Consider the following 22,388-nt stretch of genomic DNA (forward strand, 5'->3'; position numbering starts at 1 on the left):
GTATTCTTTCTTTGTTTTTCAGTGGGTTCCTGTTGCAGAACGGGACGTTAACGATTTTCTATGTCTAAGAAGTGGCTTCTGATAGCCGTAGGTGCAGTTCTTGGGGTCCAGAGCGCCTTTGCCCAGTTAAACAACAAAGCCCTGGAAGTGAGGCAACCGGTGAAGCCCGACCAAACCGGCGAACTGCAACTGGGCATCAACGCGCTGGGGTACCAGAAGAACAACGAGTACTTCAATGACATCGCCGAAGGCTACACCCTGTTTGGCTATCACCTGAACCCGCGGCTCATTTACTTCGCCTCGCCCACCGTGCGCATTGACGCGGGCGTGCAGGTGCAGAAAGACTTCGGGACGCGCAGTTACTCGCTGGTGCAGCCCACGTTCACCATCCGCTACGAAGAGAACGGCAAGGCATTTATTTTCGGGACGCTGCAGGGCAACCTGAACCATGGTTACATTGAGCCGCTCTATGACTTTGAGCGCCTGATCACCAACCGGCTGGAGAACGGCATGCAGTTCCTGCTGGACAAACCTGGCGTGAAGCTGGATGTCTGGATTGACTGGCAGCGCTACATCCGGCGCCTGGACCCTTTCCAGGAAGAGATAGCCGGTGGCGCCTCCTCTGAGTTCACGCTGTACCGCACGCCGGTTTCACTGGACTTTCCGGAAAACACCCCCGAAACGGAAACCTACATCGGCTTGCCGCTGCAGTTCACCGCCCAGCACCGCGGCGGCCAGATTGACAACACCGAGCTGCCCCTGGTGACGCTAGCCAACGGCGCGGCGGGGCTGGTGATCCGGAAGACCTACCACAAGAAAAAAGTCTTAAGGGCGCTGCATTTTCAGCCGTACGTGGTGGGCTGGAAAGACTTCTCCAATACCAAGGAGCAGGCGTTTCAGCAGGGCGGCGGTCTGTACCTGAATGCCGGCATTGACACCAAGTACCAGAACGTGATGCTGAGTTACTGGCGGGGTAACGGCTACTACTCAGAACTGGGCGGCAAACTTTTCCCGTCGGTTTCCTCCAACTTCAAAACCCCTGATTACTCCGATAAAAACCGGCAGGTCCTGATTGTGCGCTTCATGCATGACCTCACCCTCATGGAGGGACTGACCCTGACCCTGCGCCTGGAACCGTACGTGGATTTAGACGACCCCAAACTGGAGTTCTCCAACAGCCTGTACCTGAACTTCAATTCTGATTTCTTCCTGGCCCGGCTCAAGAAACGGTAGCGGCCGCTTTGAGGCCGTTTTCCGGAAACCAGGCTTAAATCACCTCCCACAGGAGCGTGGCGTTGGCATCGCCTTTCTTCAACTGGTACACCCGGATGGGAAACGGCGGCGTGTTGGCGTCCTGCTGTTGCGGCAGGTAGGTCTTGAGGTGAGTGAAGCCGCTGCGCTCCGCCACCCGGCGGCTGCGTTCGTTGCTTTCGGCGCAGCGCAGGTTGATGCTCTCCATCCGGAGGTCCTGAAACGCGTAGCGGGCAATGGCCTTGAGGGCCTCGGTGGCATAACCGTGGCCTTCGGCTTTGTCGCCTAAGTAATAGCCCACTTCTGAATACGGTTTTCCGCGGGCCAGCCGCCGGAGGGTGATGTCGCCCACGTATTCGTTGGGTTCCTTTCGCCAGATCCCAAAACTGTACAGGTCCCCAATCTTGTGCTGGGCCATGAACACCCTGATCCGGTTCTGGGCATCGGGCAGGGTGATGACCGCTGAGGTCCGGTCCGGGAAATCGGGGAGCAGGCGTGCCCGGTTCTGATCCAGCAGCTGCCAGAACTCCGGCGCCATTTCCGGCGTGTAGGGCAGCAGCCACAACCGGGGGGTGGAGATCTCTAATCGGGCGGCAGGAGAAGTGAGGGGTGAGGGCATAGACGGACGCATACGCTTGATCTTTTTGGGTGTACGAGACGGCTTCTAAGCAGATGCCAAAAATCAACAAATTCTCAGGAGTGGCCGTTAACAGAAGATTGTTTTACCTGTTAACCCCCATTTCATGAGATTACAAGATAAAGTTGCTATTGTCACCGGCGGCGGAACCGGTATAGGAGAGGCCATCGCCAAAAAGTTTGCCAAAGAAGGCGCCAAAGTAGTGGTGTGCGGGTTCCCCGAAGATCCCGTGGCCGATGTCGCCAAAGCCATCCAGGAGGAGGGTGGCACCGCTATTGAGTTCACCGGCGACATTTCGCTGGAGGCGAACGCCAAAAGCTGCGTGGAGCTGGCCGTGAAGCAGTACGGCAAACTGGACATCCTCATCAACAACGCCGGCGTGTTCCCCACCACTTCTTTGCTGCAGGACTACCCCACCGAGGCCTTTGAGTACATGCTGCGCCATAATGTGGCGTCTACCTTCATGATGAGCCGCGCCGCACTGCCGGAGCTCCACAAAACCAGAGGCAATATTGTGTCTGCGGGCTCAGAGGCCGGCCTTATTGGCATTGCGCAGAACACACCCTACGGAGGCACCAAAGGCTTCAACCACGCCTTCATGCGCGGACTGGCGGTAGAGCAGGCTCAGTTTGGCGTGCGGTGCAACTGCGTGTGCCCGGGCCCCATTGACACCGCCTGGACGCACAAAGAAACCGGCCCCATGGACAGCAAGATGGAAAAGACCATGGTGCAGGCCACGCCCCTGGGCCGCCGCGGTACCCCCGAGGAAGTAGCCAACGTGTATGCGTTCATCGCGTCTGATGAGGCCTCGTACGTGACCGGCGCCCTGTATTTCGTGGATGGCGGCATTACGGTGGCCAAAGGACCCGTAGGCGATGAAGTGCCCTCCAAACTGGCCCAGGAACCCAAAGGTGAACTGACCACCGAGCACAGTCAGGACGGGCACACCCAGATCAAGGAAGAGCACCAATAGCCTTGCCGCTCACAGGGAAAAGCTGCCGCTGAACAGCAAGGCCCGAGTGACGACCGCTTTGTTTTACGCCTGATTTTCGGAAAACATGCAGGAAAAGACCATTCTCCAATCATTGCAGGAATATGGGCGGGGCGTCATTGGGGGCTTGCTCTTCAGCCTGCCCATTCTCTACACCATGGAAGTCTGGTGGACCAGCTTTACCGTGTCGCCGTGGCTGCTGCTGCTGTACATTTTGGTAACCTCGGTCTCGCTGCTGGGCTACAACACGTACGCCGGCCTGCGCTCCAGCGCTTCCTGGAAAGAGATTGCCGTAGACTCCGTGGAGGAGTTGGGGTTGGGCTTGGTGCTAGGATTCCTTTTCCTGTGGCTGCTGGGAGTGGTGCAGATCCATGACATGTCGCTGGAGCGGATGGTGTACATGACCGTGATCGAAGCCATGCCCATTGCCATTGGGGTTTCCATTGGTACCGCCCAGCTAGGCACTTCTGAGAAAGAGGAAGACGAATCGGAGGAGAAGAAACCGCAGGAAAGCATTCTGGCCAAGCAAGATGCCGGACCCGCCTCCACCTTAGAGCAGATCATGCTGGCTACCTGCGCCAGTTTGCTGTTTGGGGCCAGCGTGGCGCCCACCGAGGAGGTGATGAAGATTTCCTCTGATGCCAACCCGCTGCAGCTGTTATTGGTGTTTCTGGTCTCGCTGTCGCTCAGTGGCGCTATTCTGTTCTATGTGGGCTTCAGAGGATCTTACGAGACGCCGGCCAATGAAGCGCCCACCTTTTTGGAGGTCATCTGGGGTTTGAGCATCACCTATGCCACGGCATTCTGTACCTCGGCGGGGGCACTGTGGTTCTTCGGGAGGTTTGACGGGGTGGGTTTGCAGGCCTGTGTGGAGGCCACGGTGGTGCTGGGGCTGGTTTCTGCCTTGGGCGCATCAGCGGGGCGGTTTTTGTTTGATCAGGAGTACAAATAGAAAGGAAGGTTCCTATGAAGAAAAATCCGCTGGAGTGGTTTGTGTTCGGCCTGAGTGTCTTGCTGATTGTCGCGCTGCTGGGCTACCTAGGGGTGAAGGCCTTTCACTACCAACACACGCCGCCGGATCTTCATGTCAAGATCTTCCCAGAGAAAGGCCGCCCGCAGCAGAACATCCACCGGGTGGAACTGGTGAACCTGGGCGAGCAGACCGCCGAGAACGTTTTGCTGGAAATCACGCTCCTGCACCAGGGCCAGGAGATAGACCAAGCCGAGGTCCGGTTTCCCATCGCCCCCAAGGAAAGTGTGCAGGAAGCCTGGATCACGTTCAAAAAGCCCAAACAAGCCAATCAGAAGATGTCGGTGCACGTGCTGGGGTATAATAAGCCCTAAAGCACATCGGGGCTAAGCAGGAATCAACTGCTTAGCCCCGATGTGCTTTATGAGTGCTTTTAAGAAAAGTGCTCCAAAGAGAGCAGCTCCCAGACGAAAGCGGTGTAGGTTACTGGTTCAAGAAAGGGTAGTTGTATTGCAGCGGGCTGCCTAGTTGCTGCAGACGGGCAATCACTTCCATGGAGTGGGCAATCTCGTTGAAATACTCCAGGCGCCGGATCAGTTGCTCTTTCAGCAGTACGGTGCCTTCTGGGGTGCGCAGGTACGCCCGCTTGTCTTCCAGAATGCGGTGCATGACGTCAGATACGCGTTTGCCTTCCTGCATGTACAGGGCGTGAAACTCCACCAGCGCATCGAAACCGTCTTTGGTGACCCGGCACGGGAAGCCGGCTTGGGTCAGTACATCGCACAGCAGGTTCAGCTCCAAGGGCATGGAGATGTTATACGGCGTGGTACGTACGTCCAGACCTCTCTTGATGTAAGAGAAGATGGTTTCCAGGTTGTTTTCAAAGCGTTCGTAAAGAGCTGCTGCTTCCATGCGGGTTATGTTTAAAAGAATGCGGGGCAAAAGTACACAATGCGTTACTCTTTTTCACCACCAGCCGTTGCCTCTGCGGCCGGCGCGTTTCCGTTTTAAGGCTGTATTTTGAAAAACGGGCTCAAAACGCCTTTCGCAACGGAGAAGATTTACTTGCCTTTTCTCCGGAATGTCTCATCCTGTTATTACTCCTGAAGTGGTTTTCTCAGGAAAGGAACTGTTGTCTGTTTTGAGGCCTTTTTCGCGAAAACAGGCGCAAAACAGCTTAGAGGAGCCCTTTGATGATTTGTTCTACGGTAATGCCCTCGGCCTCGGCTTTGAAGTTGCGCACCAGCCGGTGGCGCAGAATAGGAACGGCTACGGCCTGCACATCCTCAATGTCGGGGGAATATTTTCCGCGGATGAGGGCGTTGCATTTGGCCCCCATAATCAAGTGCTGCGATGCGCGGGGACCAGCTCCCCACTCCAGGTATTGCGTGGTCTGCGGACCAGCCAGTGGGGTGTTGGGACGGGTCTTGTGCACCAGCTTCACGGCGTATTCCACTACGTTGTCGGTGACGGGGACGCGGCGCACCAGTTGCTGGAAGGCGGTGATCTCATCGCCGTGTAACACCACGCTGGGCGTGTGCTTGCGGTCACCGGTGGTGTTCTTGACGATCTGGAGCTCGGCCTCGTAGCTGGGGTATTCCAGGGCTACGTGAAACATGAAACGGTCCAGCTGCGCCTCGGGTAGTGGGTAAGTTCCTTCCTGCTCAATGGGGTTCTGGGTGGCTAGCACGAAGAAGGGACGCGGCAGGTTGTAATGATGGCCCGCCACCGTCACAGAGTATTCCTGCATGGCTTCCAGCAGCGCGGCCTGCGTCTTGGGTGGCGTGCGGTTGATCTCATCCGCTAACACAATGTTGGCGAAGACCGGGCCTTTCACAAACTGGAACTGGCGGTTCTGGTCCAGCGTTTCGGAGCCCAAAATGTCAGAAGGCATCAAATCTGGGGTGAACTGCACGCGGTTGAACGACAGGTCCAGCGAGTTGGAGATGGTCTGGATGAGGAGCGTTTTGGCCAGCCCCGGCACGCCCACCAAAAGACAATGCCCCTGACAGAAAACGGCGGTCAGCACCAGTTTCACCACTTCCTCCTGGCCAATGATGGTTTGGGAGATCTCAGTAGTCAGACGCTTGAAGGCATGGTGAAGCGCATCTGCGGCTTCTCTGTCAGAGGCAAAGGGAGGCATAGAAGGGGGATTAGTCGTCTAAACTACAGGTTTTGAAATCGGGCACGATGTCCACAAACACCGTTTCTTTGTTTTTTTCAAACCACTCACTGATGGCTTTGTTGCGTTTATCAGCCAATGCCGCGGCGGCAATCTTCTGATAATCGTCTTTCATGTTGGCCTGGTGCGGAGCGGCCTTTGATTTCAGGTAAAGAACACGCATGGCTTCTTTGCCGTCCTCGGTCCGGTACGGAAGCGGCCCGCTGATGGAACCTACCTGCATGGTGTCAATCACGAAGAAGATAGACGGGTCTACCTTGTCTACCGGAATATACGTGCTAGGGCTGTTGGGGAGGGTGATCATTCCGCCGTTGCCTTTGGAGTTCATGTCATCTGAAAACTCTTTGGCTGCCTTGGCAAACGACATGCTGTCTGTTTGAACCAGCGTCCGGATGCTGTCCAGCAAATGGGCGGTGAGCTGCATGTCTGCCTGCGCGGTAGCCGGTTTGATAAGGATGTGACGGGTATTGAATTCCTCGCCGCGGCGCTCCAGCAACTGGATGATGTGGAACCCGAACATGGACTCAATCACCGGAGAAGTCTCGCCGGGCTGCAGTTTCAGGGCGGCGGCTTCGTACTCTGGTACCAGCTCGCGTTTCTTGAAGAAACCCAGCTCTCCGCCCGCGGCGCCTGATCCTGGGTCTTGTGAGTATTGACGGGCCAAGGTGGCAAAGTCTTCGCCGGCCAGAATCCGCTTCCGGATGCTTTCCAGCTGCTCACGGGCGGCCTGTTTCTGGGCGGTTCCAATCTGCGCAACCTTCACAATCTGGCCTACTTCTACCTCGGTGGAGAAATAAGGCAAGCTGTCTTTGGGGATACGGTTGAAATACTGCTGCACCTCTTTGGGCGTCACCTTCATTTTACCGGCAATCTCCCGCTCCATCTTCTGAACGGTCATCTGCTCTTTCAGGCTACGGCGGAGATCACTTCTGATCTCGCTCATGGGTTTGTTGTAATACGCTTCCAGTTTCTCGGGGCTGCCAATCTGGGCTATGAATTGGTTCAGGCGGCCTTCCAGTTCACTGTTGATGGTGCTTTCCTCCACAATGACAGAGTCTACCTCGGCGCGGGCTAAAAGAAGTTTGTTCTGCACCAGTGACCGGAGAATCTCGCACCGCAGGTTAGGGGATTTATAGCCCTGGCCTACAGCATTGGCGTGCTGGAACTCCAGCTCAGAGCGTAAGATGATATGCCCGCCTACTTTTGCCACAATGTTGTCAATGAGGGTGGCTTGCTGAGCCTCTGCGCGTTGCGTCAGGGTGCCCAACACACAAAGGAGGAGAAAGCTTTTAAAGAAAGAAGATAAAGAAAGGTTAATTTTCATGGTATTCTGTATAGCGGTCTCTAGCTATAGAACCGCTTCTCTTGCAAAATAGTATAGTGGTAATCTAACAAAGCTAGGCAAACGGCTTCATTAAAAGAAACTTCCGGGGCTTACTTCTTAATAAGCTTCTGCACCTCGGGTTGGTTCACGCTTACCGGGTATTTCTGGCGGAGTTCTTTGATCCATTCCTGCTCCAGGTAATTCTGGTAGTCTGAGATCACCACGCCGCGGGTTTCATTCAATCTTTTAGCCACGGGCGGATCTACTTGGTCAATCTTTATCCAGATGGACCGACCGTCCTGGGTGATGTTGTACGTGCCCGGTTTCCAGGTGACGCCATCCAAGACTTTGTTTTCCCCGCGCTGGAACTTCCGCGAGGTCACCTGCAGGGACAGGGGGTTGCTTTGGTTCAGGTTGTCAGCGAGGGTCTGCAGATCAGAGGAATACACCTTCACCGATGCCCGGCGGGTGCCCACCAGTTGCGCCGGAGCCGGTACCACCTTCAGGTCCTCGGCTTTCACGCCTTTCTGCTGCAGGTAGTTTTTGATGGCCGTTGCCCGGCGGGTAGGCAGGTTCGCATTCTTCTGGCTGGCGCTTTCACGGGTATCCATGAACCCGGTTATTTCCAGGCTCAGAGCAGAATCAGAGAGCAGGGTGGTGGCTAGTTGATCTAATTGGCTTGTGGCCGATTTAGACAGCGTGGCAGTACCCGTGGTGAATAACAGGTCTAGCGGTTTGTTTCTAACGGATAAAAACTTGCCGGTGGCCATCTGCGCCTGGGCTTGCGCCAGCACGTTGGCGTTGGCGGCGCTCAGGATGGTGGCCTGGGTCCGCTCTCCCCACATGTATTTGTCTTTGTTGGCTTCAAAGAAAGCTTTCAGGCCCACGGTGTCTTCCACGGCCTTGGCCCAGACTTTCTCCTCCATGAGTTGGAACAACAGAATGCCGTCATGGTACTCGTTTACCAGCATCCGGTAGTCAGGGTGTTTTTCCTCCAGGTGCTCCTTCTCGTAGTCCAGCAGGCTGGTTTCCACAAACCGGTCATAGAGCAGGTTCATGGCATGCGTTGGCGACACGTTCTGGCGGGTGCGTTGGTTGCTATCAATGTACGTGGCGAAATTACCTGCCGTGAACGCTTTGCCATTGATGGTGAACAGCGTGGCGGTGGGGAGGTTCTTCGGCTCGGCCGGAACGTTGAATTTCCATTTACCCGCTAAAAGGGTAGAGTCTGCCAGCCGCAGCATGGCTTCTTTGATGGGTTGGTTTTCCTGGAACTTGTTCTCGGTTTTGATCCGGCGCAGGAACGCCGCTTTATTCAACTCAGAGCGGGAGTCTTTGGCGATGCGGTTCCGGAGCGAGGTTTCCATCTCCTCATACGTGGGCAGTTCCTTGCGCTCCAGAAGTTTGATGATGTGCCAGCCATAGGCGGTCTGCACGGGAGCCGAGATGGCACCCGGCTGGGCTAAGGTGAAGGCCGCTTCCTCAAAGGACGGAATCATACGGCCCGTGCCAAACCAAGGCAGTTCCCCGCCGTTGTCTGCCGAGGCGGCATCTTCTGAGAACTGCGAGGCCAGTTTGTTCCAGTCTTCCTTGCGCTGTACGCGGCTGTAGATCTCGTCTATTTTCTTTTTGGCGGCCAGTGAATCTGCTTTGGGCAGACCTTGCTGGGCCCGCACCATGATGTGCGCCACTTTGATCTCGCCCTGAGCCGGACGTACCTCGTTTACTTTGATGAGATGATACCCGAAACGGGTTCTGACCGGTTGCGAAATCTGGCCTACCGGCGTGTTGAAGGCGGCGTTCTCAAACGGGTACACCATCTGCAAAGCCGTGAAGTACCCCAGGTTGCCCCCGTTCTCCCGCGCCGACGGGTCTTCTGAGAAGCGTTGCGCCAGCGACTCAAACGGAGTTCCGTTTACGGCCTGGTTTCTCAAATCTAAGGCTTTTTGGTAGGCGGCCAGCGTGTCTTTGGGATCGGCTTCCATGTCAACGGAAACCAGCAGGTGCGTGGCGTTCACTTCCTTCTTCAGGCGCTCGTAGGCTTCGCGCACCAACTGGTCGGTGACGCTTTTCTCCGTCAGGAAAGGTTGGGCCAACTGCTCTTTGTAACCGCCCAGCTCTGTTTTGAAGGCTTGGGTGGTGTCCAGGCCGCGGCTTTTGGCCTCGGCTACTTTCAGCTTGAAGTTGGTGTACAGGTTCAGGTACTCGTTGACACTGGCGCTGGAGAAGGCGCTGTCTGCGTTGGTGTTGTTTTTCTCATACACGTACGCAAACTCAGAAACCGGAACTTTCTCTGGGCCAATGGATAACAAGACAGGTTCCGCGGCCTTTTTAGGGGAGGTACACTGGAAAAGGAGCAGGGCACCCAGGCCCACATACAAAGAAGTAACTCGCATAGATGTCAGCAAAATGCAGGATGTCTGGGATATAGGCTTCCCTAACATGATGCAATTTTACTCATTTTTTTGGAGAGAACAGGCTACTATTGAAAAACATAGTGCCAGGGAAGCAGGAGGGAGAAGACCTGCTCCGTTTTTGGCATCTTTTGCTCAAAACAAGCAAAAAACGGTTTTTATTGTGCCGCGGGCAAAAAATAGCACGGCAACCTTACGCAACCACTTTGCGCAGGCGGCAGATATTGGTGGCCCCTTGCACGCTGTACTCCACTTTGTCCATGATCCGGTTCACCAGGGCCACGCCCACGCCCCCTTTCTTGCCCGTCCGGATGTTGTCTGGGATGTTAGGCTCAAGGTAGTTGGCCTGCACAAAGGGAATGCCGTTGTCTTCCAGCTCAAAGACAATCTCCTTGCCATCGTACTTGATGGTGAGGCAGAGGTGCTTCTGGCTGTCTTCGCGGTTGGAGTGGATGATCAGGTTGGCGCAGATTTCGTCTACGGCCAGGATGATCTGGTTTAACGTGATCTCAGACAAATGGACAGGCGAAAGGGTATCCGTCACAAAGGCGCGGATAGTTTTAAGGTTTTTCCTGTCACAACTGACCCGGATCTTGTTAGTCATTGGCTATGGTCACGGCTTCTTCATAGGAAGAGACAATGGTCATGAGCAGATCCAGGCCCAAAATCTCAAACACATTGCGCACTTTCTCCTGCATGTTGAAGAAGATGAGCTTGATCTGAGCATCTTCAAAACGCTGCAAGTGCGAGATGAACACGCCTAAACCCGCTGACGAAATGTAGTTGAGGTTTTTGCAGTCTACCAGGATCTTGCCAAACATCATGATGCTGGGGTTGGAGAGCTCTTCATCCAGCAGTACAGAGGAGCTGGCGTCTAGTTCACCATCTAAACTGATGGTGATGGTATTGTCGGTGATCGTATGTTTTATTTTCATCGTGCTTCTTTACGAATCCTCTAAATAATAGGTTGACGCTGTTTGAACTTGATCACCAGCAACGTCTGGTCATCATGCAGAATGTCACTGCTGAAGTCGTTGACATCGTTGATGATAGCGCTTTTGATGTCCTCGGCCTCCAGATGGTAGGTTTGGGAAAGCATGTACTTCAGGCGTTCCTCGCCGTACTCATCCTGGCGGGTGTTGCGGGCTTCCACAATCCCGTCGGTGTAAATGACCATGACATCGTTGGGGTTGTAGTCATAGTGCAGCCGGTGGATGCGCTTAGCGTACGAGGCGTCCCGCACAATGCCCAAGCCTAACCCTTCTGTCTGAAAATAGAACGTATCTTCAATCATAGAGTTGTAATAAAGCGTGTGGCAATGCCCCGCCCGGGCAAAGGAAACCCCCTGCATCTCGTAATCAATGATATACAGCGAGGAGGTAATGAAAGAAGTGCGCTCCAGACAGCGGCTCAGGGCACTGTTGGCCTGCACCATGAACTCATCGGGCAGTAAATCCTGCTGCATGAGCCCGTGGAAAATTCCCTTCATCTGGGCCATGTGAAACGCCGCCGAAATCCCCTTACCCGACACGTCCCCGATGATGATGGCGATACGCGATTTGCTCAGCTGCAGGTAATCATAGAAGTCACCGCCCACTTCCTTGGCCGCCTGCGAGTACGTACTGATGTCAAACCAGGTATCGGTTGGGAATGTTTTGGGGTTCAGGCGGTCCTGCACCAGACTCGCGATCTTAAGTTCCTCTTTGTAGCGCTCGTTCTGCAAAGACTCCTGCATGAGGCGCAGGTTTTCAATGGTGAGCACCGTTTGGTTCGCAAACGACTGGACCACACTGATGGTATCGGGGTCAAATCCCTGTTCTAACTCCAGCAGCAGGTACAAATAGCCGTAGCGGCGTTTGGGGGAAACCAGGGGCACCAGCAGCAACGAGTTGTACGGACTGTTGAGGTCCTGGAACCCAGGAATGAGGTTCAGGTCGCCATTCACGTACACGCTGTCCAGCGTGGTTTTGTCTTCTTCATGAATCCTTTTCACCAAGGCCCTCACAAACATCTGCACCTCAGAATCAATTGGGTCACCGGACGTGTGGGAGGTGTCCAGATGAGTTAGTTCGCCAATCTCCAGCCAGGCCGCGTCGGCCCCGGTGGCTTTGATGGCGCTTTCAAACAAAATCTTGTACACCTCGTCCTCGCTTTGGCCCTGCTGGATGGTGTGGCTCAGGCGCTGAAAGCTCAGCAAATCGGCGTTTCGCTGCTCAAAAACCCGGGAGGTGGGCAAACTGAAAAGCGATACCAGCAAAGAAGCCAGCGCGTACAGAAAGACAAACGCCAGCGCGATGAGGATAAACGGATTGTCTGTGTAGTCCACGACCAGCTCAGAAGAATCGGCGAAGAGGAACAGGAAGTTGGCAAACAAGACCACCGAAGCCAGAATGGCGGTGAGCAGGAAAATACAGGCCCATTTTTTATCCAGGCTCAGGAAAGCGATCCAGCGTTGGTGCACGCTCATGTACAGGCTGTACCCCAGCAAAAGCGCCAAATCCAGGATGAGGAAGACATGGTTCATGTACGTCACATCCAGCAGCGGCACCAGAAGAGAGAGGTAGACCAAGATCTCGAACCATTTCCATTGGCTCTGCACTTCTTTGGTTTTGTGGTACAGGATGAACTGCCGCCAGGTATAGAATGCCTTGCCCAGAAAATACACCAGCAACCCGAACAGAACCTGGTAGAAGATGTCCAGCAGGTAGGGGCTGTTGACCCAGTGCTCGTTCAGGCCAGGGTACCCAAGGTGCAGGAGCAGACAGAGGTACGCGCCCAGGCCGCCTTTGACAAAAAGTCCCCAAAGCGGCGACGTAAACTCCTCGCTGCGCTGTATTTGAACGTACTGCCGCTGGTACAGGAAAACGGACAGGATGAAGATGACGGACAGGAGGTTGTTCAGGTACGGGGAAGCGGCGTTGGCTTCTCCCATATGCCCTTGGCGGGCCAAAAACAATACATTCACCAATAGCAATACCCAGCTCACGCTTCCGGTTAAAAAGCTCACCTGTTTGATGGTTTTGTCTTGGGGCATTGGAAAGAGTGCCTGCTGCTGCCGGTTATGTATTGGATGAGGGTGAATACGAGATTTTTTTAAAAGTAACTAAAAAATAATTATGATCTCTCAACAGCTTTTCGGTCAGATTTCTGTTGCCGCTGAATGTGTCTGACAAACAACTTATTACCTTTCAAGAAAAGGTTTCGGTGTGGCAGAATAGCAAGAGCCTATATAGGGAACGCTAAATTTTTGACAATGATTCATCCCTGTGACCTTACAAGTGAACTCTTTCTATGCCTTCGCTTGAAGTGACTCAGTAAGCAATTGTGATTGAGTTAATTGTGTAGCCCAATTGTGCGGAAAAAATATACGCAACAGAGCCAGGAGAACCTGGGCTAGAAAGTAGAACAAGAACCTTATGCTATGATAAAGCCGCGCCATGCTGATTGCTCGCAGCTGGGTAGTTTCAAGCCTTTCCGTTTCTTGGCAGTTTAAGGGAAAACAGATCAAATTCGGGTGGTTGTGGAAGAGCGGCTGATCAGGTGTTTGTCTTCTATAAGGCCGCCCCTAAACAAATTTTGCTCTGCCCACAAGAAGTAGACAGAGCAAAACAAAAAGTAAATGAAGTAGAGCAGGGGAAATCCCAGCCAGATAACTAGCGGCTGTAGTTAGGAGCCTCACGGGTGATCTGCACGTCATGCGGATGGCTTTCGCGCAGACCGGCACCCGTGATTTTCACCATTTTGGCTTTCTTCAGGGCTTCAATGTCCGGAGCGCCGCAGTAGCCCATCCCGGCTTTCAGGCCGCCTACCAGTTGGTACAGCACCTCGCCGGCCAGGCCTTTGTACGGCACGCGACCCACAATGCCTTCGGGAACCAGTTTCTTCACGTCATCCTCGGCATCCTGGAAATAACGGTCTTTGGAGCCTTCGCCCATGGCCTCAATGGAACCCATGCCACGGTAGGTCTTGAACTTACGGCCTTCAAAGATCTGCATGTCGCCGGGAGCTTCTTCGGTACCGGCTAACAAAGACCCGATCATCACGGTGCTGGCCCCGCCGCCAATGGCTTTCACCACGTCGCCGGAGAACTTGATGCCGCCGTCGGCGATGACCGGTACGCCGGTGCCTTCCAGGCCTTTTACGGCCTCAATCACGGCAGAGAGTTGCGGAACGCCAATACCGGCGATGATGCGGGTGGTACAGATAGAACCCGGTCCAACGCCTACTTTCACAGCATCGGCGCCGGAGTCGGCCAGGGCGCGGGCACCTTCGGCGGTCGCCACGTTTCCGGCAATAAGGTCCACGTTGGGGAAAGCGTCTTTGATTCTGCGCACCGCTTCCATCACGCCTTTGGAGTGACCGTGGGCGGTGTCAATGCTGATCACGTCTACGCCGGCTTCCACAAGCGCGCCTACGCGGTCCAGCACATCTGGCGTCACGCCAACGGCGGCACCCACGCGCAAACGACCGAACTCGTCTTTGCAGGCATACGGGCGGTGTTTTCTTTTCAAGATGTCTTTGTAGGTGATCAAGCCCACCAGAATGCCGTTTTCGTCAATCACCGGCAGCTTCTCGATTTTGTATTCCTGCAGGATGTCCTCGGCTTTGTCCAGCTCAATGCCTTTGGGGGCGGTCACCAGACGGTCTTTGGTCATGATCTCGGAAACCTTCACGGAGAAGTTCTTCTCGAACCGAAGGTCACGGTTGGTGATGATGCCCACCAGTTTCTTGTCGGCGGAAACGATGGGAATGCCGCCGATGCGGTGCTCTTTCATGAGTTGGATGGCATCGCCTAGGGTGGCGTGCTCGTCCAGCGTAACGGGGTCCAGAATCATGCCGCTCTCAGAACGTTTCACCTTGCGCACCAGCTCAGCTTGCTGCTTGATGCTCATGTTTTTGTGAATAATTCCGATGCCGCCTTCCTGGGCCATGGCGATGGCCATGTCAGCCTCGGTCACGGTGTCCATGGCGGCGGATACCAGCGGAATGTTCACCCGGATGTTACGCGTGAGTTGGGTAGAAGTATTGGTGTCTTTGGGAAGTACCTCAGAATAAGCGGGTAATAGAAGAACGTCGTCGTAAGTCAGGGCTTCGAACAACAGATTGGGAGCGTGAGACTGCATGGCAAATAGCGTATATGGTATTTGCCACGTAAAATTAAGGGAAAAGTTGAATATCCTACGGTCCAAAGAAAAACTTTCTTTGGCGGCGGCTCCCGTTTAGGGGCTGTTTACCAGAAAACAGGCGAAAAGCGGTATGGTTTAGTATACCGGAAAATTGGGGTCCACTTCCTGCGCCCAGGCGTGCACGCCGCCTTTCAGGTTCAGGAGCTGGGTAAAGCCGTGGCGCTGCTGCAGGAACATCAAAGCCTGGGCGCTCCGGAAACCGTGGTGGCAGATGAGCACCGTCACCTTGTCTTTGTCCAGGGTAGCGGCGGCTTTGGGGAGATCTCCCAAAGGAATGAGTTGGCCGCCCAGGTGGCAGATGTCCCATTCCTGCGGCTCGCGCACGTCAATGAGTTGCAGGGGCTCCTGTTGGTCCAGGCGTTCTTTCAGTTGTTGGGGCGTGATCTCGGGTAGCATGGCGCAAAGGTAAACCAAATTATTTTGCCGGATACCGCAGGCGGATGGAGCAAGCTGCCCCGAAGCTTCTATTTTTGTGCTCTTTACGTATGCCCGTTTGGGTTTTGAGGCTGTTTTCTGAAAAGAGGCCCGAAACCAGCACCGGCCAACTGTTTCTCTATGGATTTTCTCTCCCCCGCTACATGGGATTTAGCCACCGTCACTGAGGTGGTGGGCGTGATCACGGGTTTGCTGTGCGTATGGCTGGCGGCCCGGCAGAACATCTGGACCTTTCCCATCGCGCTCATCAGCGTGACGCTGTACATCATCATTTTCTACGACGCCCGCCTGTACGCCGACATGGGCCTGCAGGTCATGTTCGCCGGTCTCAACTTCTACGGGTGGTACCTGTGGCTCTACAAAGGAAATCAGCGGGAGGAGCGTCCCGTCACCAGAATGACCGCCCGGCACTGGCTATGGCTCCTCTTGTTCGTGCCGCTTTTCACTCTCGGTTTGGGAACCTACCTGCACTACAACACCGATGCCGATTTAGCTTACTGGGATGCCGCCACCACTGCCGTGAGTCTGGGCGCCCAATGGCTCATGAGCCGGAAAAAACTGGAGAACTGGCTTGTCTGGATCGTGGTGGATGCCGTGTACGTGCCCATTTACCTCTACAAGGAGCTTTACCCCACGGCGGTTCTGTATTTCCTGTACCTCGCGCTGGCCTGGTGGGGTTACGTAGACTGGAAAAAAAGCATGCGGCAAGGCCAGCAGGAGCAGGGTGCGCAGGCATTGGCCAGTTAGAAAGCCGGTTAAGAATACCTTCAAATAGTTTCTGCTTGACACCATTCATCAGTGGTGATGAGCTTCGTTTCTGAGGCTTTTTTCTAAAAATGCCTCAAAAACGTGATGTCAGATGGCCCGGCTGATATTTCCCGCAAAAGAATTGTCCTAAAAAAACCTAGGTTTAAAGTAACCCTTTAACTTTTTCTAACGATATGCAGTAGGTTACATTCTCACCCAACCGTGAACAGCATATGAAGAACATAGTACGTATCTGGCTTGCCCTCACCATGTGCTTCGGCCTGGTGAGCCAGGATCTGATGGCGCAGGAGGCCGATTCCCTGAAGAAGTACCAAGAGCCCGTAGTGGCCCAGGACACCTTGAAGAAGTACCAAGACTCGGTGGCCTTGCCCGTGAAGCAGCCGTTCTTCAAGTCCAAAGCCTTTAAAGCCACCATCATTCCCGCCATCCTGATCGCCTACGGGCTCAGCACCGTCAAAGACAACGGGATTTACAGCAGCTATGACGCCAAGCGCGATCTGCAGAAACACTTCCCCAACTTCAAGACCAAGATAGATAACCCTTTGCTCATTGCGCCCTACGTGGAGCTGGCGGCGGCCAATCTCTTCAACATAAAATCGAACAATGACTTTCTGAATACCTCCATCCTGATCCTGAAGGCCGAGGCCATCTTTGCCGTCACGGTGTTCGGGATAAAGCAAGTCTCCAACCAGGAGCGGCCCAACGGCGAAAACAGGGAATCCATGCCTTCGGGCCACACGGCCCAAGCCTTTCTGGCGGCCTCCATCCTCAACTCAGAACTGAAGCACAAGAGCCCGTGGTACGGCATTGGCGCGTACACCATTGCCACCAGCGTGGGCGCGTTCAGAATGCTGAACAACAAGCACTGGCAGTCTGATGTGTTTGTGGGCGCGGGTATTGGGATGCTGTCTTCACACTTGGCCTACCTCTCGCACCGGAACCGCTGGGGGCGCAAACCGTCCATCGTGCAGCTGTCGCCGGCTTACATTTACGGGGCTCCAGGCTTTGCTTTCAGCATGAACCTGGACGACTACAAGAACCGCAAGAAGAACGCCGCCTTCTACAAATACAGCCAGAATTAACCTGGCCTACTGCCAAGTTTTAGATGTGTTTTCCGGAAAATAGCCCGTAAACGGGAAAAGGCAAAACCTGCGGTGAAGACTGGGGTTTTGCCTTTTTTGCATTTTTGTTGGAGTTTTTCTAAGCTTTTTTCAAAAAAGAAGCTTGAAACCGAAACAAAGTTTGGTGTTCTACCTATTTCCCTAGTTGTTTGCACCACAGGCAACACTAATCATCTACCTATGAGAAAAATTTTCCAAGTTTATCTGCTTCTGTTTGCGGCATCGGTTACAGAAAGCTTTGCCCAGGACAAACGCCGGCATGATACCAACTACAACGGCTGGTTCATGTACTTCGGGACCCACAAGCTGACCGATAAGTGGGGACTGCACACCGAGTTTCAGCTCCGCCGCTACCACGTGATCTCTGATGCGCAACAGTTCATGCCGCGGGTGGCGCTTACCTATAACCTGTCAGACAGAGCCTCAGTGGCCGGCGGCTACGCCTACGTGCACACCTATCCGTACGGCGACAACCCCGCCGCCGATGACTTCCCCGAGCACCGCACCTACCAGCAGTTGCAGCTCAAAGACCCCCAGGGCATTTTCGGACTGCAGCACCGGTTCCGGCTGGAGCAGCGCTGGGTTAAGTTCGCGGGCGCCGATGACTATACCTACCTGAACCGCGTGCGGTACCAGTTCAAAACCACCCTTCCGCTGGCGGGCCCTACCATAGAAGACAAGGAGTTCTACCTGAGTTTATACGATGAGGTCTTTGTCAACTTCGGGCCCAATGTGACCAGCAACATCTTTGACCAAAACCGCGCCTATGCCGCTGTGGGGTACCGTTTCCACCAAGACGCGAACCTGGAGGTAGGCTATCTGCACCAGCACGTGGCCCAGCGCAACGGCGTCTGGTTTGAGAGCAACCACACCCTGCAGGTAGGCCTCACCTACAACCTCGATTTCCGGAAGAAGAGCACCGCTGCGCCGCAACCGTAAATTTAGTACCTTGGGCGCATCTGCTCCTGTTTAGGGGCTGTTTTTCAGAAAACGGCCCCTAAACAGGAGTTCTCTAAATTTCTGTACGTTGATAAGAGTCGCGATCACCGGGCCCGAGAGTACCGGCAAGTCTACCCTGGCCGCCCAGTTGGCGCAGCATTTTCAGGCCCCCTGGGTTCCCGAGTACGCCCGCACTTACCTGAACCAACTCAGCAGACCCTACGAAGCCCTTGATCTGGAGGCCATCGCCCGCGAGCAGCTTGCCTTCTGGCAGGAAGAGGCCGCCAAAAACCCGCCGCTGCTGTTTCTGGACACCGAGCTGCTGGTGCTCAAAATCTGGTCTGAACACGCGTACGGCACCACATCAGCGTTTATTCTGGAGGAACTTCGGCGGCAGCCCGTAGACCTGTACCTGCTCATGAACATAGATTTGCCCTGGCAGCCAGATCCGCAGCGCGAGCACCCGCACCTGCGGCAGTTTTTCTATGACTGGTACAAACGCGAACTGGAACAGTTAGGCGTGCCCTACGTAGAAATCTCCGGCTCCGCCGATGAACGCCTGCGCAACGCCATCCGGGCGGTACAGCAGGTGGTGTCTTCCCCAACCAAACCTCTCTCATGAAAACGACTTTTCTGGAAAATGACTACCTGCGCGTGGGCGTGAAAAGCCTGGGTGCCGAGCTGTGCAGCCTGGTGAAGAAAGACGCCAACCGCGAGTACCTCTGGCAAGCCGATCCGGCGTTCTGGAACCGCCATGCCCCGGTGCTGTTCCCCATTGTGGGCCGCCTGCCGCAAGACCAGTACCTACACCAGGGAAAAACCTACACCTTGCCCCAGCACGGGTTTGCGCGGGATCAGGAGTTTGCGCTGGTGGAGGAGCAGGAAAACCGCCTGGTCTACGAACTGAAAGCCACCGATGAAACCAGAAAAGTGTATCCTTTTGCCTTTGTGCTGCGCATCATTTATACCCTGCAAGCGCAGACCGTGGAAGTAACCTGGCAGGTGCGCCACGCCGGCGAGGGCGAGATGCTGTTTTCCATTGGCGCGCACCCGGCTTTCAACGTGCCCCTGCTCCCCGGCGAGGCGTTTGAGGACTATTACCTGGAGTTCTCCCAGCCGGAGCTGCTGTCCCGCTATTTGTTGCAGGAAGGCACCGGCCTGCTGAACGGCGAAACCGAACCCGTCTTAGACAACATGGCCGTTCTCCCGCTCCGCTACGAGCACTATGAGAAAGACGCACTGGTGTTCAAAAGCTTCCGTTCCGATCGCGTCACGCTGAAGTCTGACCAGAACCCGCACTTCGTGCAGATGCAGTTCGCCAATTTCCCGTATCTGGGTATCTGGACCAAGCGGGTAGGAGCGCCTTTCCTCTGCCTGGAGCCCTGGTACGGCATTGCGGGCAGCGCCGGAGAACCCGTTGAACTCAGCGAAAAAGAAGGAATGCAGTCGCTGGGTTCCGGTGAAACGTTCGAAGCCGCCTATTCCATCACCATCGGCTAAGCGTTTTACGCCCGTTTTCTAGAAATCGACCTAGAAAAGTACCTCCCAAAGCTTTCCCTTGAGAACTGGAGAAGGCAGCAATGAGGTCTCTACTGCTAGAACAGGAAAGACAAACCCGTGAAGGCGAACCCTTATCCAGAGGCGGTGGAGTTGGATACCCGCGAAAAGGAAAGTAGCTTTGCGGCCCGAGGCTGCCCCGGAATCTACCGGCAAGTCTCCCTCAGGATAACAGAAAAAATCATGGAAGTGAAAGACAGCAACGGAACTCTGCTCAACGAAGGAGATTCTGTCACAGTGATCAAAGATTTAAAGGTGAAAGGCTCCTCCACCACCATCAAGAGAGGCACGGTGGTAAAGAAAATCAGGCTAACCGATGACGCCGAAGAAATAGAAGGCCGCGTGGAGAGAACCGTCATGGTCCTGAAAACCTGCTTCCTCAAGAAAGTATAGATTCTAATTACATATTCCCTATAACAGCAAAGGCGCCCTGGAGCGCCTTTGCTGTTATAGGGAATATGGCGACCGCCATCCGGTTACTTAAGATGCGGCTACATTGCCCTGGCTGTCCAGGGGCAGAAAGGGGTTGTAGGCCACTTCCCACAAATGACCATCCAGATCCTGGAAGTAGCCGCTGTATCCTCCCCAGAACACTTTCTCCGGCTGTTTGACAATAGACACACCCTTGCTTTCCAGTTCCTGGAAAAGCGCATCCACTTCCTGCTCGCTCCGGAGGTTGTGCGCCAGCGTAAATCCCTTGAAACTGCTCAGCTCAAACGGAATCTGGGCATCCTTCGCCAGATCGTGGGCCTCAAACAAGGCCAGTTGAAAGCCGTTGAGCTGAAAGAACGTGATGCCTTCCTGGCTGCCAGCGGTGCGCTGCCAGTTAAATACGCGCTCATAAAAGTCGGTGGCGGCCGCCACGTTGGCTACTCCCAGGGTAATCAGGGTAATTCTAGGTTCCATGAAGCAGAAAATATGGGTATGAGGTGAAAAATGGTTTTGATGTCTTTTTCGGAAAACTCCCTTGAAACGCTAGTAGAATCGTGGTGCAGCAAGCATTGCGTTCTGGCGCAGGTTCAGGAGCCGTAAGGTAATTTTACCGGGTAAGATTACAGAATTATTCCTTTCCCCGGAAGCCGATGTGCGGATAAAAGGGGAGGCCTGCAGTTACGGGGTAAGGACGATCCATCGGGCCGCGAACAGAAGTTCAGAGGCGGCGGCAGCCAGAAAGCAGCCTTTGAGGAAGTATTTTGGGTGATACAAAATTTCCTGATGGTCCAAACAAAACCGTTTATCGTCTGTTTTCCCCAAAACAGCCTCAAAACAGCAGGAGGCAAGGGGTAGGTTAAAAATGTTTAACCTCTTTTTGGTTAAATCCAATAAAAAGAAGAGTACCTTTATTTCTCATTCTTAAACACGGCGTTCTAAACGCAAGACTATGCGGCGCGAATGTAAAAACTCATTCAACAAGACGTTCTACGTGGTAGAGCACAGCCAGGAGCTGGACATCGTTGATACACTGTGGTATGGCTATGCTTCTCCTACCGACTTGCGCCAGGCCATGGAAGCAGGATTAGAGGTGCTGGAGCAAACGAATTGCGCCTATAAACTGAACGACAACACGCAGTTTACCGGTCCCTGGAAAGAGGCGGTGAAATGGTTGGAAAAGGAGTGGCTGCCCCGCGCCATGAAAGCCGGTCTGTGCTGCCTGGCCCATGTGGCCAACGCAGATTCCCTGGCCGAGGAAAGTGGCAAAGCCATGGAGATAAGTTTGATCGGCCGGAAATTGATTTACCGGATGTTCCATTCCCGAACCGAGGCGTTGGCCTGGCTCAAGACCTGTCAGGTGGAAAAAGTCTGTGTGGAGCAGTAGCCTTTCTCGAGCTCCCAGGCCGAAGGGTTTTCCGGGCGTTTTCCGCAAAACAGGCCAAAAACACCGCGCGGCCGTTGGGTTTGCGCGGCTTCTGTGATCATCCTGGTGAAGCTGTTCTCTATCTGAAAACCTGATTACGTAGGCCAATTCAGTTCTCCGCTGTTGGTTTCTTTACCTATTCTGATGAAAAGCTTGTGCTGAATGGGTGACGTATAGTGACACCAAAAAGCAGAAGCTGACGCTTGAAACTTAGCGCTTTGATTTGGCGGCCTGGGCGGCTTTGAGGTCGCAGTTCTCTTTGCGGCGGGTGTCTGAGATGGTGAAGATTTTCCAGCCCTCGGGGCTGCGGTACAGCTGGAAGGCATCTACGCCGCAGTGGCTGAAGGTGTCTCCCACGTAAAAGGCGTACTCGCACCAGAGGGTAGCCAGATCACCGTCGATGTTCACTTTCACGTCCCAGATGCGCTCATCCAGGACCTGCGGATGGTGTTGGCCAATCATCTCCACAAACTTGTTCATGGGCGTTTCGCGGGGCAGGATCTTGCCGTCTTTCCCGGCACCCACCGACATCAGGCGGGCGTTGTCCGCCAGCACCGACCGCGCCATGGTGCTGTCGCTTGTCCGCATGGCGTCAAAGAAACGCACCACGGCCGCCTCTACCGCCTTGGCATCCGCTGACGGGGCAGGCGCTGCTTTCCTGGTTTGGGCGAAAGTGGCCCCGGTCATCAGCAGATAAAACGCAAGCAGGAGAAATGGACGCATAGAGTTTCGGTTTTGGGGCTGTTTTCTGGAAAAGG

Annotated in this window: 23 protein-coding genes; 11 read left to right on the forward strand and 12 right to left on the reverse strand. The window is 54.5% G+C overall.

Annotation, left to right across the window (positions count from 1 at the left end; all coding sequences use genetic code 11):
- Positions 1–60 precede the first annotated feature (60 nt).
- Positions 61–1,233, forward strand: coding sequence for a hypothetical protein (locus H7U12_RS20170; protein ID WP_241749561.1), 1,173 nt, complete (start codon positions 61–63; stop codon positions 1,231–1,233).
- 34 nt (positions 1,234–1,267) lie between these two features.
- Here H7U12_RS20170 and H7U12_RS20175 read toward each other — a convergent pair whose 3' ends face one another.
- Positions 1,268–1,870, reverse strand: a complete 603-nt coding sequence (locus tag H7U12_RS20175; protein WP_186641482.1) for a GNAT family N-acetyltransferase — start codon at positions 1,868–1,870, stop codon at positions 1,268–1,270.
- Positions 1,871–1,994: 124 nt separating this feature from the next.
- Between H7U12_RS20175 and H7U12_RS20180 the strand changes: the two genes are divergently transcribed.
- From H7U12_RS20180 to H7U12_RS20190, 3 genes are all read left to right on the forward strand, one after another.
- A complete protein-coding gene (locus tag H7U12_RS20180; RefSeq protein WP_186641484.1) occupies positions 1,995–2,861 on the forward strand; it encodes an SDR family NAD(P)-dependent oxidoreductase in 867 nt (288 codons plus the stop codon).
- Positions 2,862–2,946: 85 nt separating this feature from the next.
- Positions 2,947–3,831, forward strand: coding sequence for a DUF2391 family protein (locus tag H7U12_RS20185; protein WP_186641486.1), 885 nt, complete (start codon positions 2,947–2,949; stop codon positions 3,829–3,831).
- Positions 3,832–3,845: 14 nt separating this feature from the next.
- Entirely contained in the window at positions 3,846–4,223 is a 378-nt protein-coding gene (locus tag H7U12_RS20190; RefSeq protein ID WP_186641488.1) for a hypothetical protein, read from the forward strand.
- Positions 4,224–4,332: 109 nt separating this feature from the next.
- Here the strand turns inward: H7U12_RS20190 and H7U12_RS20195 are convergent, their stop codons facing one another.
- From H7U12_RS20195 to H7U12_RS20235, 9 genes are all read right to left on the reverse strand, one after another.
- On the reverse strand, positions 4,333–4,761 hold the full coding sequence (locus tag H7U12_RS20195) for a hypothetical protein (RefSeq protein WP_186641490.1): 429 nt from the start codon (positions 4,759–4,761) through the stop codon (positions 4,333–4,335).
- A gap of 265 nt (positions 4,762–5,026) precedes the next feature.
- On the reverse strand, positions 5,027–5,992 hold the full coding sequence (locus tag H7U12_RS20200; protein WP_186641492.1) for an AAA family ATPase: 966 nt from the start codon (positions 5,990–5,992) through the stop codon (positions 5,027–5,029).
- Positions 5,993–6,002: 10 nt separating this feature from the next.
- Positions 6,003–7,355 carry a peptidylprolyl isomerase gene (locus tag H7U12_RS20205; RefSeq protein ID WP_186641494.1) on the reverse strand — a complete coding sequence of 451 codons (1,353 nt, stop codon included), beginning with the start codon at positions 7,353–7,355 and terminating at the stop codon, positions 6,003–6,005.
- 110 nt (positions 7,356–7,465) lie between these two features.
- Entirely contained in the window at positions 7,466–9,751 is a 2,286-nt protein-coding gene (locus tag H7U12_RS20210; protein WP_186641496.1) for a peptidylprolyl isomerase, read from the reverse strand.
- Positions 9,752–9,962: 211 nt separating this feature from the next.
- Positions 9,963–10,373, reverse strand: a complete 411-nt coding sequence (locus tag H7U12_RS20215; protein WP_186641498.1) for an ATP-binding protein — start codon at positions 10,371–10,373, stop codon at positions 9,963–9,965.
- Positions 10,366–10,704: an STAS domain-containing protein gene (locus H7U12_RS20220; protein WP_062544051.1), complete on the reverse strand. Its 339-nt coding sequence runs from the start codon at positions 10,702–10,704 to the stop codon at positions 10,366–10,368. The genes H7U12_RS20215 and H7U12_RS20220 overlap by 8 nt, the downstream gene beginning before the upstream one ends.
- Positions 10,705–10,724: 20 nt before the next feature.
- Positions 10,725–12,803 carry a PP2C family protein-serine/threonine phosphatase gene (locus H7U12_RS20225; RefSeq protein WP_186641500.1) on the reverse strand — a complete coding sequence of 693 codons (2,079 nt, stop codon included), beginning with the start codon at positions 12,801–12,803 and terminating at the stop codon, positions 10,725–10,727.
- A 619-nt stretch (positions 12,804–13,422) separates the two neighbouring features.
- The gene (gene guaB / locus H7U12_RS20230) at positions 13,423–14,892 is read right to left on the reverse strand and encodes an IMP dehydrogenase (protein ID WP_186641502.1); all 1,470 of its coding nucleotides are present in this window, start codon (positions 14,890–14,892) and stop codon (positions 13,423–13,425) included.
- A 138-nt stretch (positions 14,893–15,030) separates the two neighbouring features.
- A complete protein-coding gene (locus H7U12_RS20235; protein WP_186641504.1) occupies positions 15,031–15,351 on the reverse strand; it encodes a rhodanese-like domain-containing protein in 321 nt (106 codons plus the stop codon).
- 159 nt (positions 15,352–15,510) lie between these two features.
- Between H7U12_RS20235 and pnuC the strand changes: the two genes are divergently transcribed.
- From pnuC to H7U12_RS22910, 6 genes are all read left to right on the forward strand, one after another.
- On the forward strand, positions 15,511–16,137 hold the full coding sequence (pnuC, locus tag H7U12_RS20240) for a nicotinamide riboside transporter PnuC (protein WP_186641506.1): 627 nt from the start codon (positions 15,511–15,513) through the stop codon (positions 16,135–16,137).
- 233 nt (positions 16,138–16,370) lie between these two features.
- Positions 16,371–17,240, forward strand: a complete 870-nt coding sequence (locus tag H7U12_RS20245; RefSeq protein ID WP_186641508.1) for a phosphatase PAP2 family protein — start codon at positions 16,371–16,373, stop codon at positions 17,238–17,240.
- A 219-nt stretch (positions 17,241–17,459) separates the two neighbouring features.
- Positions 17,460–18,218, forward strand: coding sequence for a DUF2490 domain-containing protein (locus tag H7U12_RS20250; RefSeq protein WP_186641510.1), 759 nt, complete (start codon positions 17,460–17,462; stop codon positions 18,216–18,218).
- An 88-nt stretch (positions 18,219–18,306) separates the two neighbouring features.
- Positions 18,307–18,840 (forward strand): AAA family ATPase, encoded by a 534-nt coding sequence (locus H7U12_RS20255; RefSeq protein ID WP_186641512.1) that lies wholly within the window; start codon positions 18,307–18,309, stop codon positions 18,838–18,840.
- A complete protein-coding gene (locus H7U12_RS20260) occupies positions 18,837–19,718 on the forward strand; it encodes an aldose 1-epimerase family protein (RefSeq protein WP_186641514.1) in 882 nt (293 codons plus the stop codon). Before H7U12_RS20255 ends, H7U12_RS20260 begins: the two co-directional genes overlap by 4 nt.
- 117 nt (positions 19,719–19,835) lie before the next feature.
- Positions 19,836–20,168: an alkylphosphonate utilization protein gene (locus H7U12_RS22910; protein WP_317170804.1), complete on the forward strand. Its 333-nt coding sequence runs from the start codon at positions 19,836–19,838 to the stop codon at positions 20,166–20,168.
- Positions 20,169–20,255: 87 nt separating this feature from the next.
- Here H7U12_RS22910 and H7U12_RS20270 read toward each other — a convergent pair whose 3' ends face one another.
- A complete protein-coding gene (locus tag H7U12_RS20270; RefSeq protein WP_186641516.1) occupies positions 20,256–20,681 on the reverse strand; it encodes a VOC family protein in 426 nt (141 codons plus the stop codon).
- Positions 20,682–21,156: 475 nt separating this feature from the next.
- Here H7U12_RS20270 and H7U12_RS20275 point away from each other — a divergent pair, with 475 nt between their 5' ends.
- A complete protein-coding gene (locus tag H7U12_RS20275; RefSeq protein ID WP_186641518.1) occupies positions 21,157–21,591 on the forward strand; it encodes a hypothetical protein in 435 nt (144 codons plus the stop codon).
- 249 nt (positions 21,592–21,840) lie between these two features.
- On the opposite strand, the gene H7U12_RS20280 is transcribed toward H7U12_RS20275, so the two are convergent.
- On the reverse strand, positions 21,841–22,353 hold the full coding sequence (locus H7U12_RS20280; protein ID WP_186641520.1) for a nuclear transport factor 2 family protein: 513 nt from the start codon (positions 22,351–22,353) through the stop codon (positions 21,841–21,843).
- Positions 22,354–22,388: the final 35 nt, after the last annotated feature.

This window comes from Rufibacter sediminis, from assembly GCF_014269285.1.
Classification (GTDB): Bacteria; Bacteroidota; Bacteroidia; order Cytophagales; family Hymenobacteraceae; genus Nibribacter; species Nibribacter sediminis.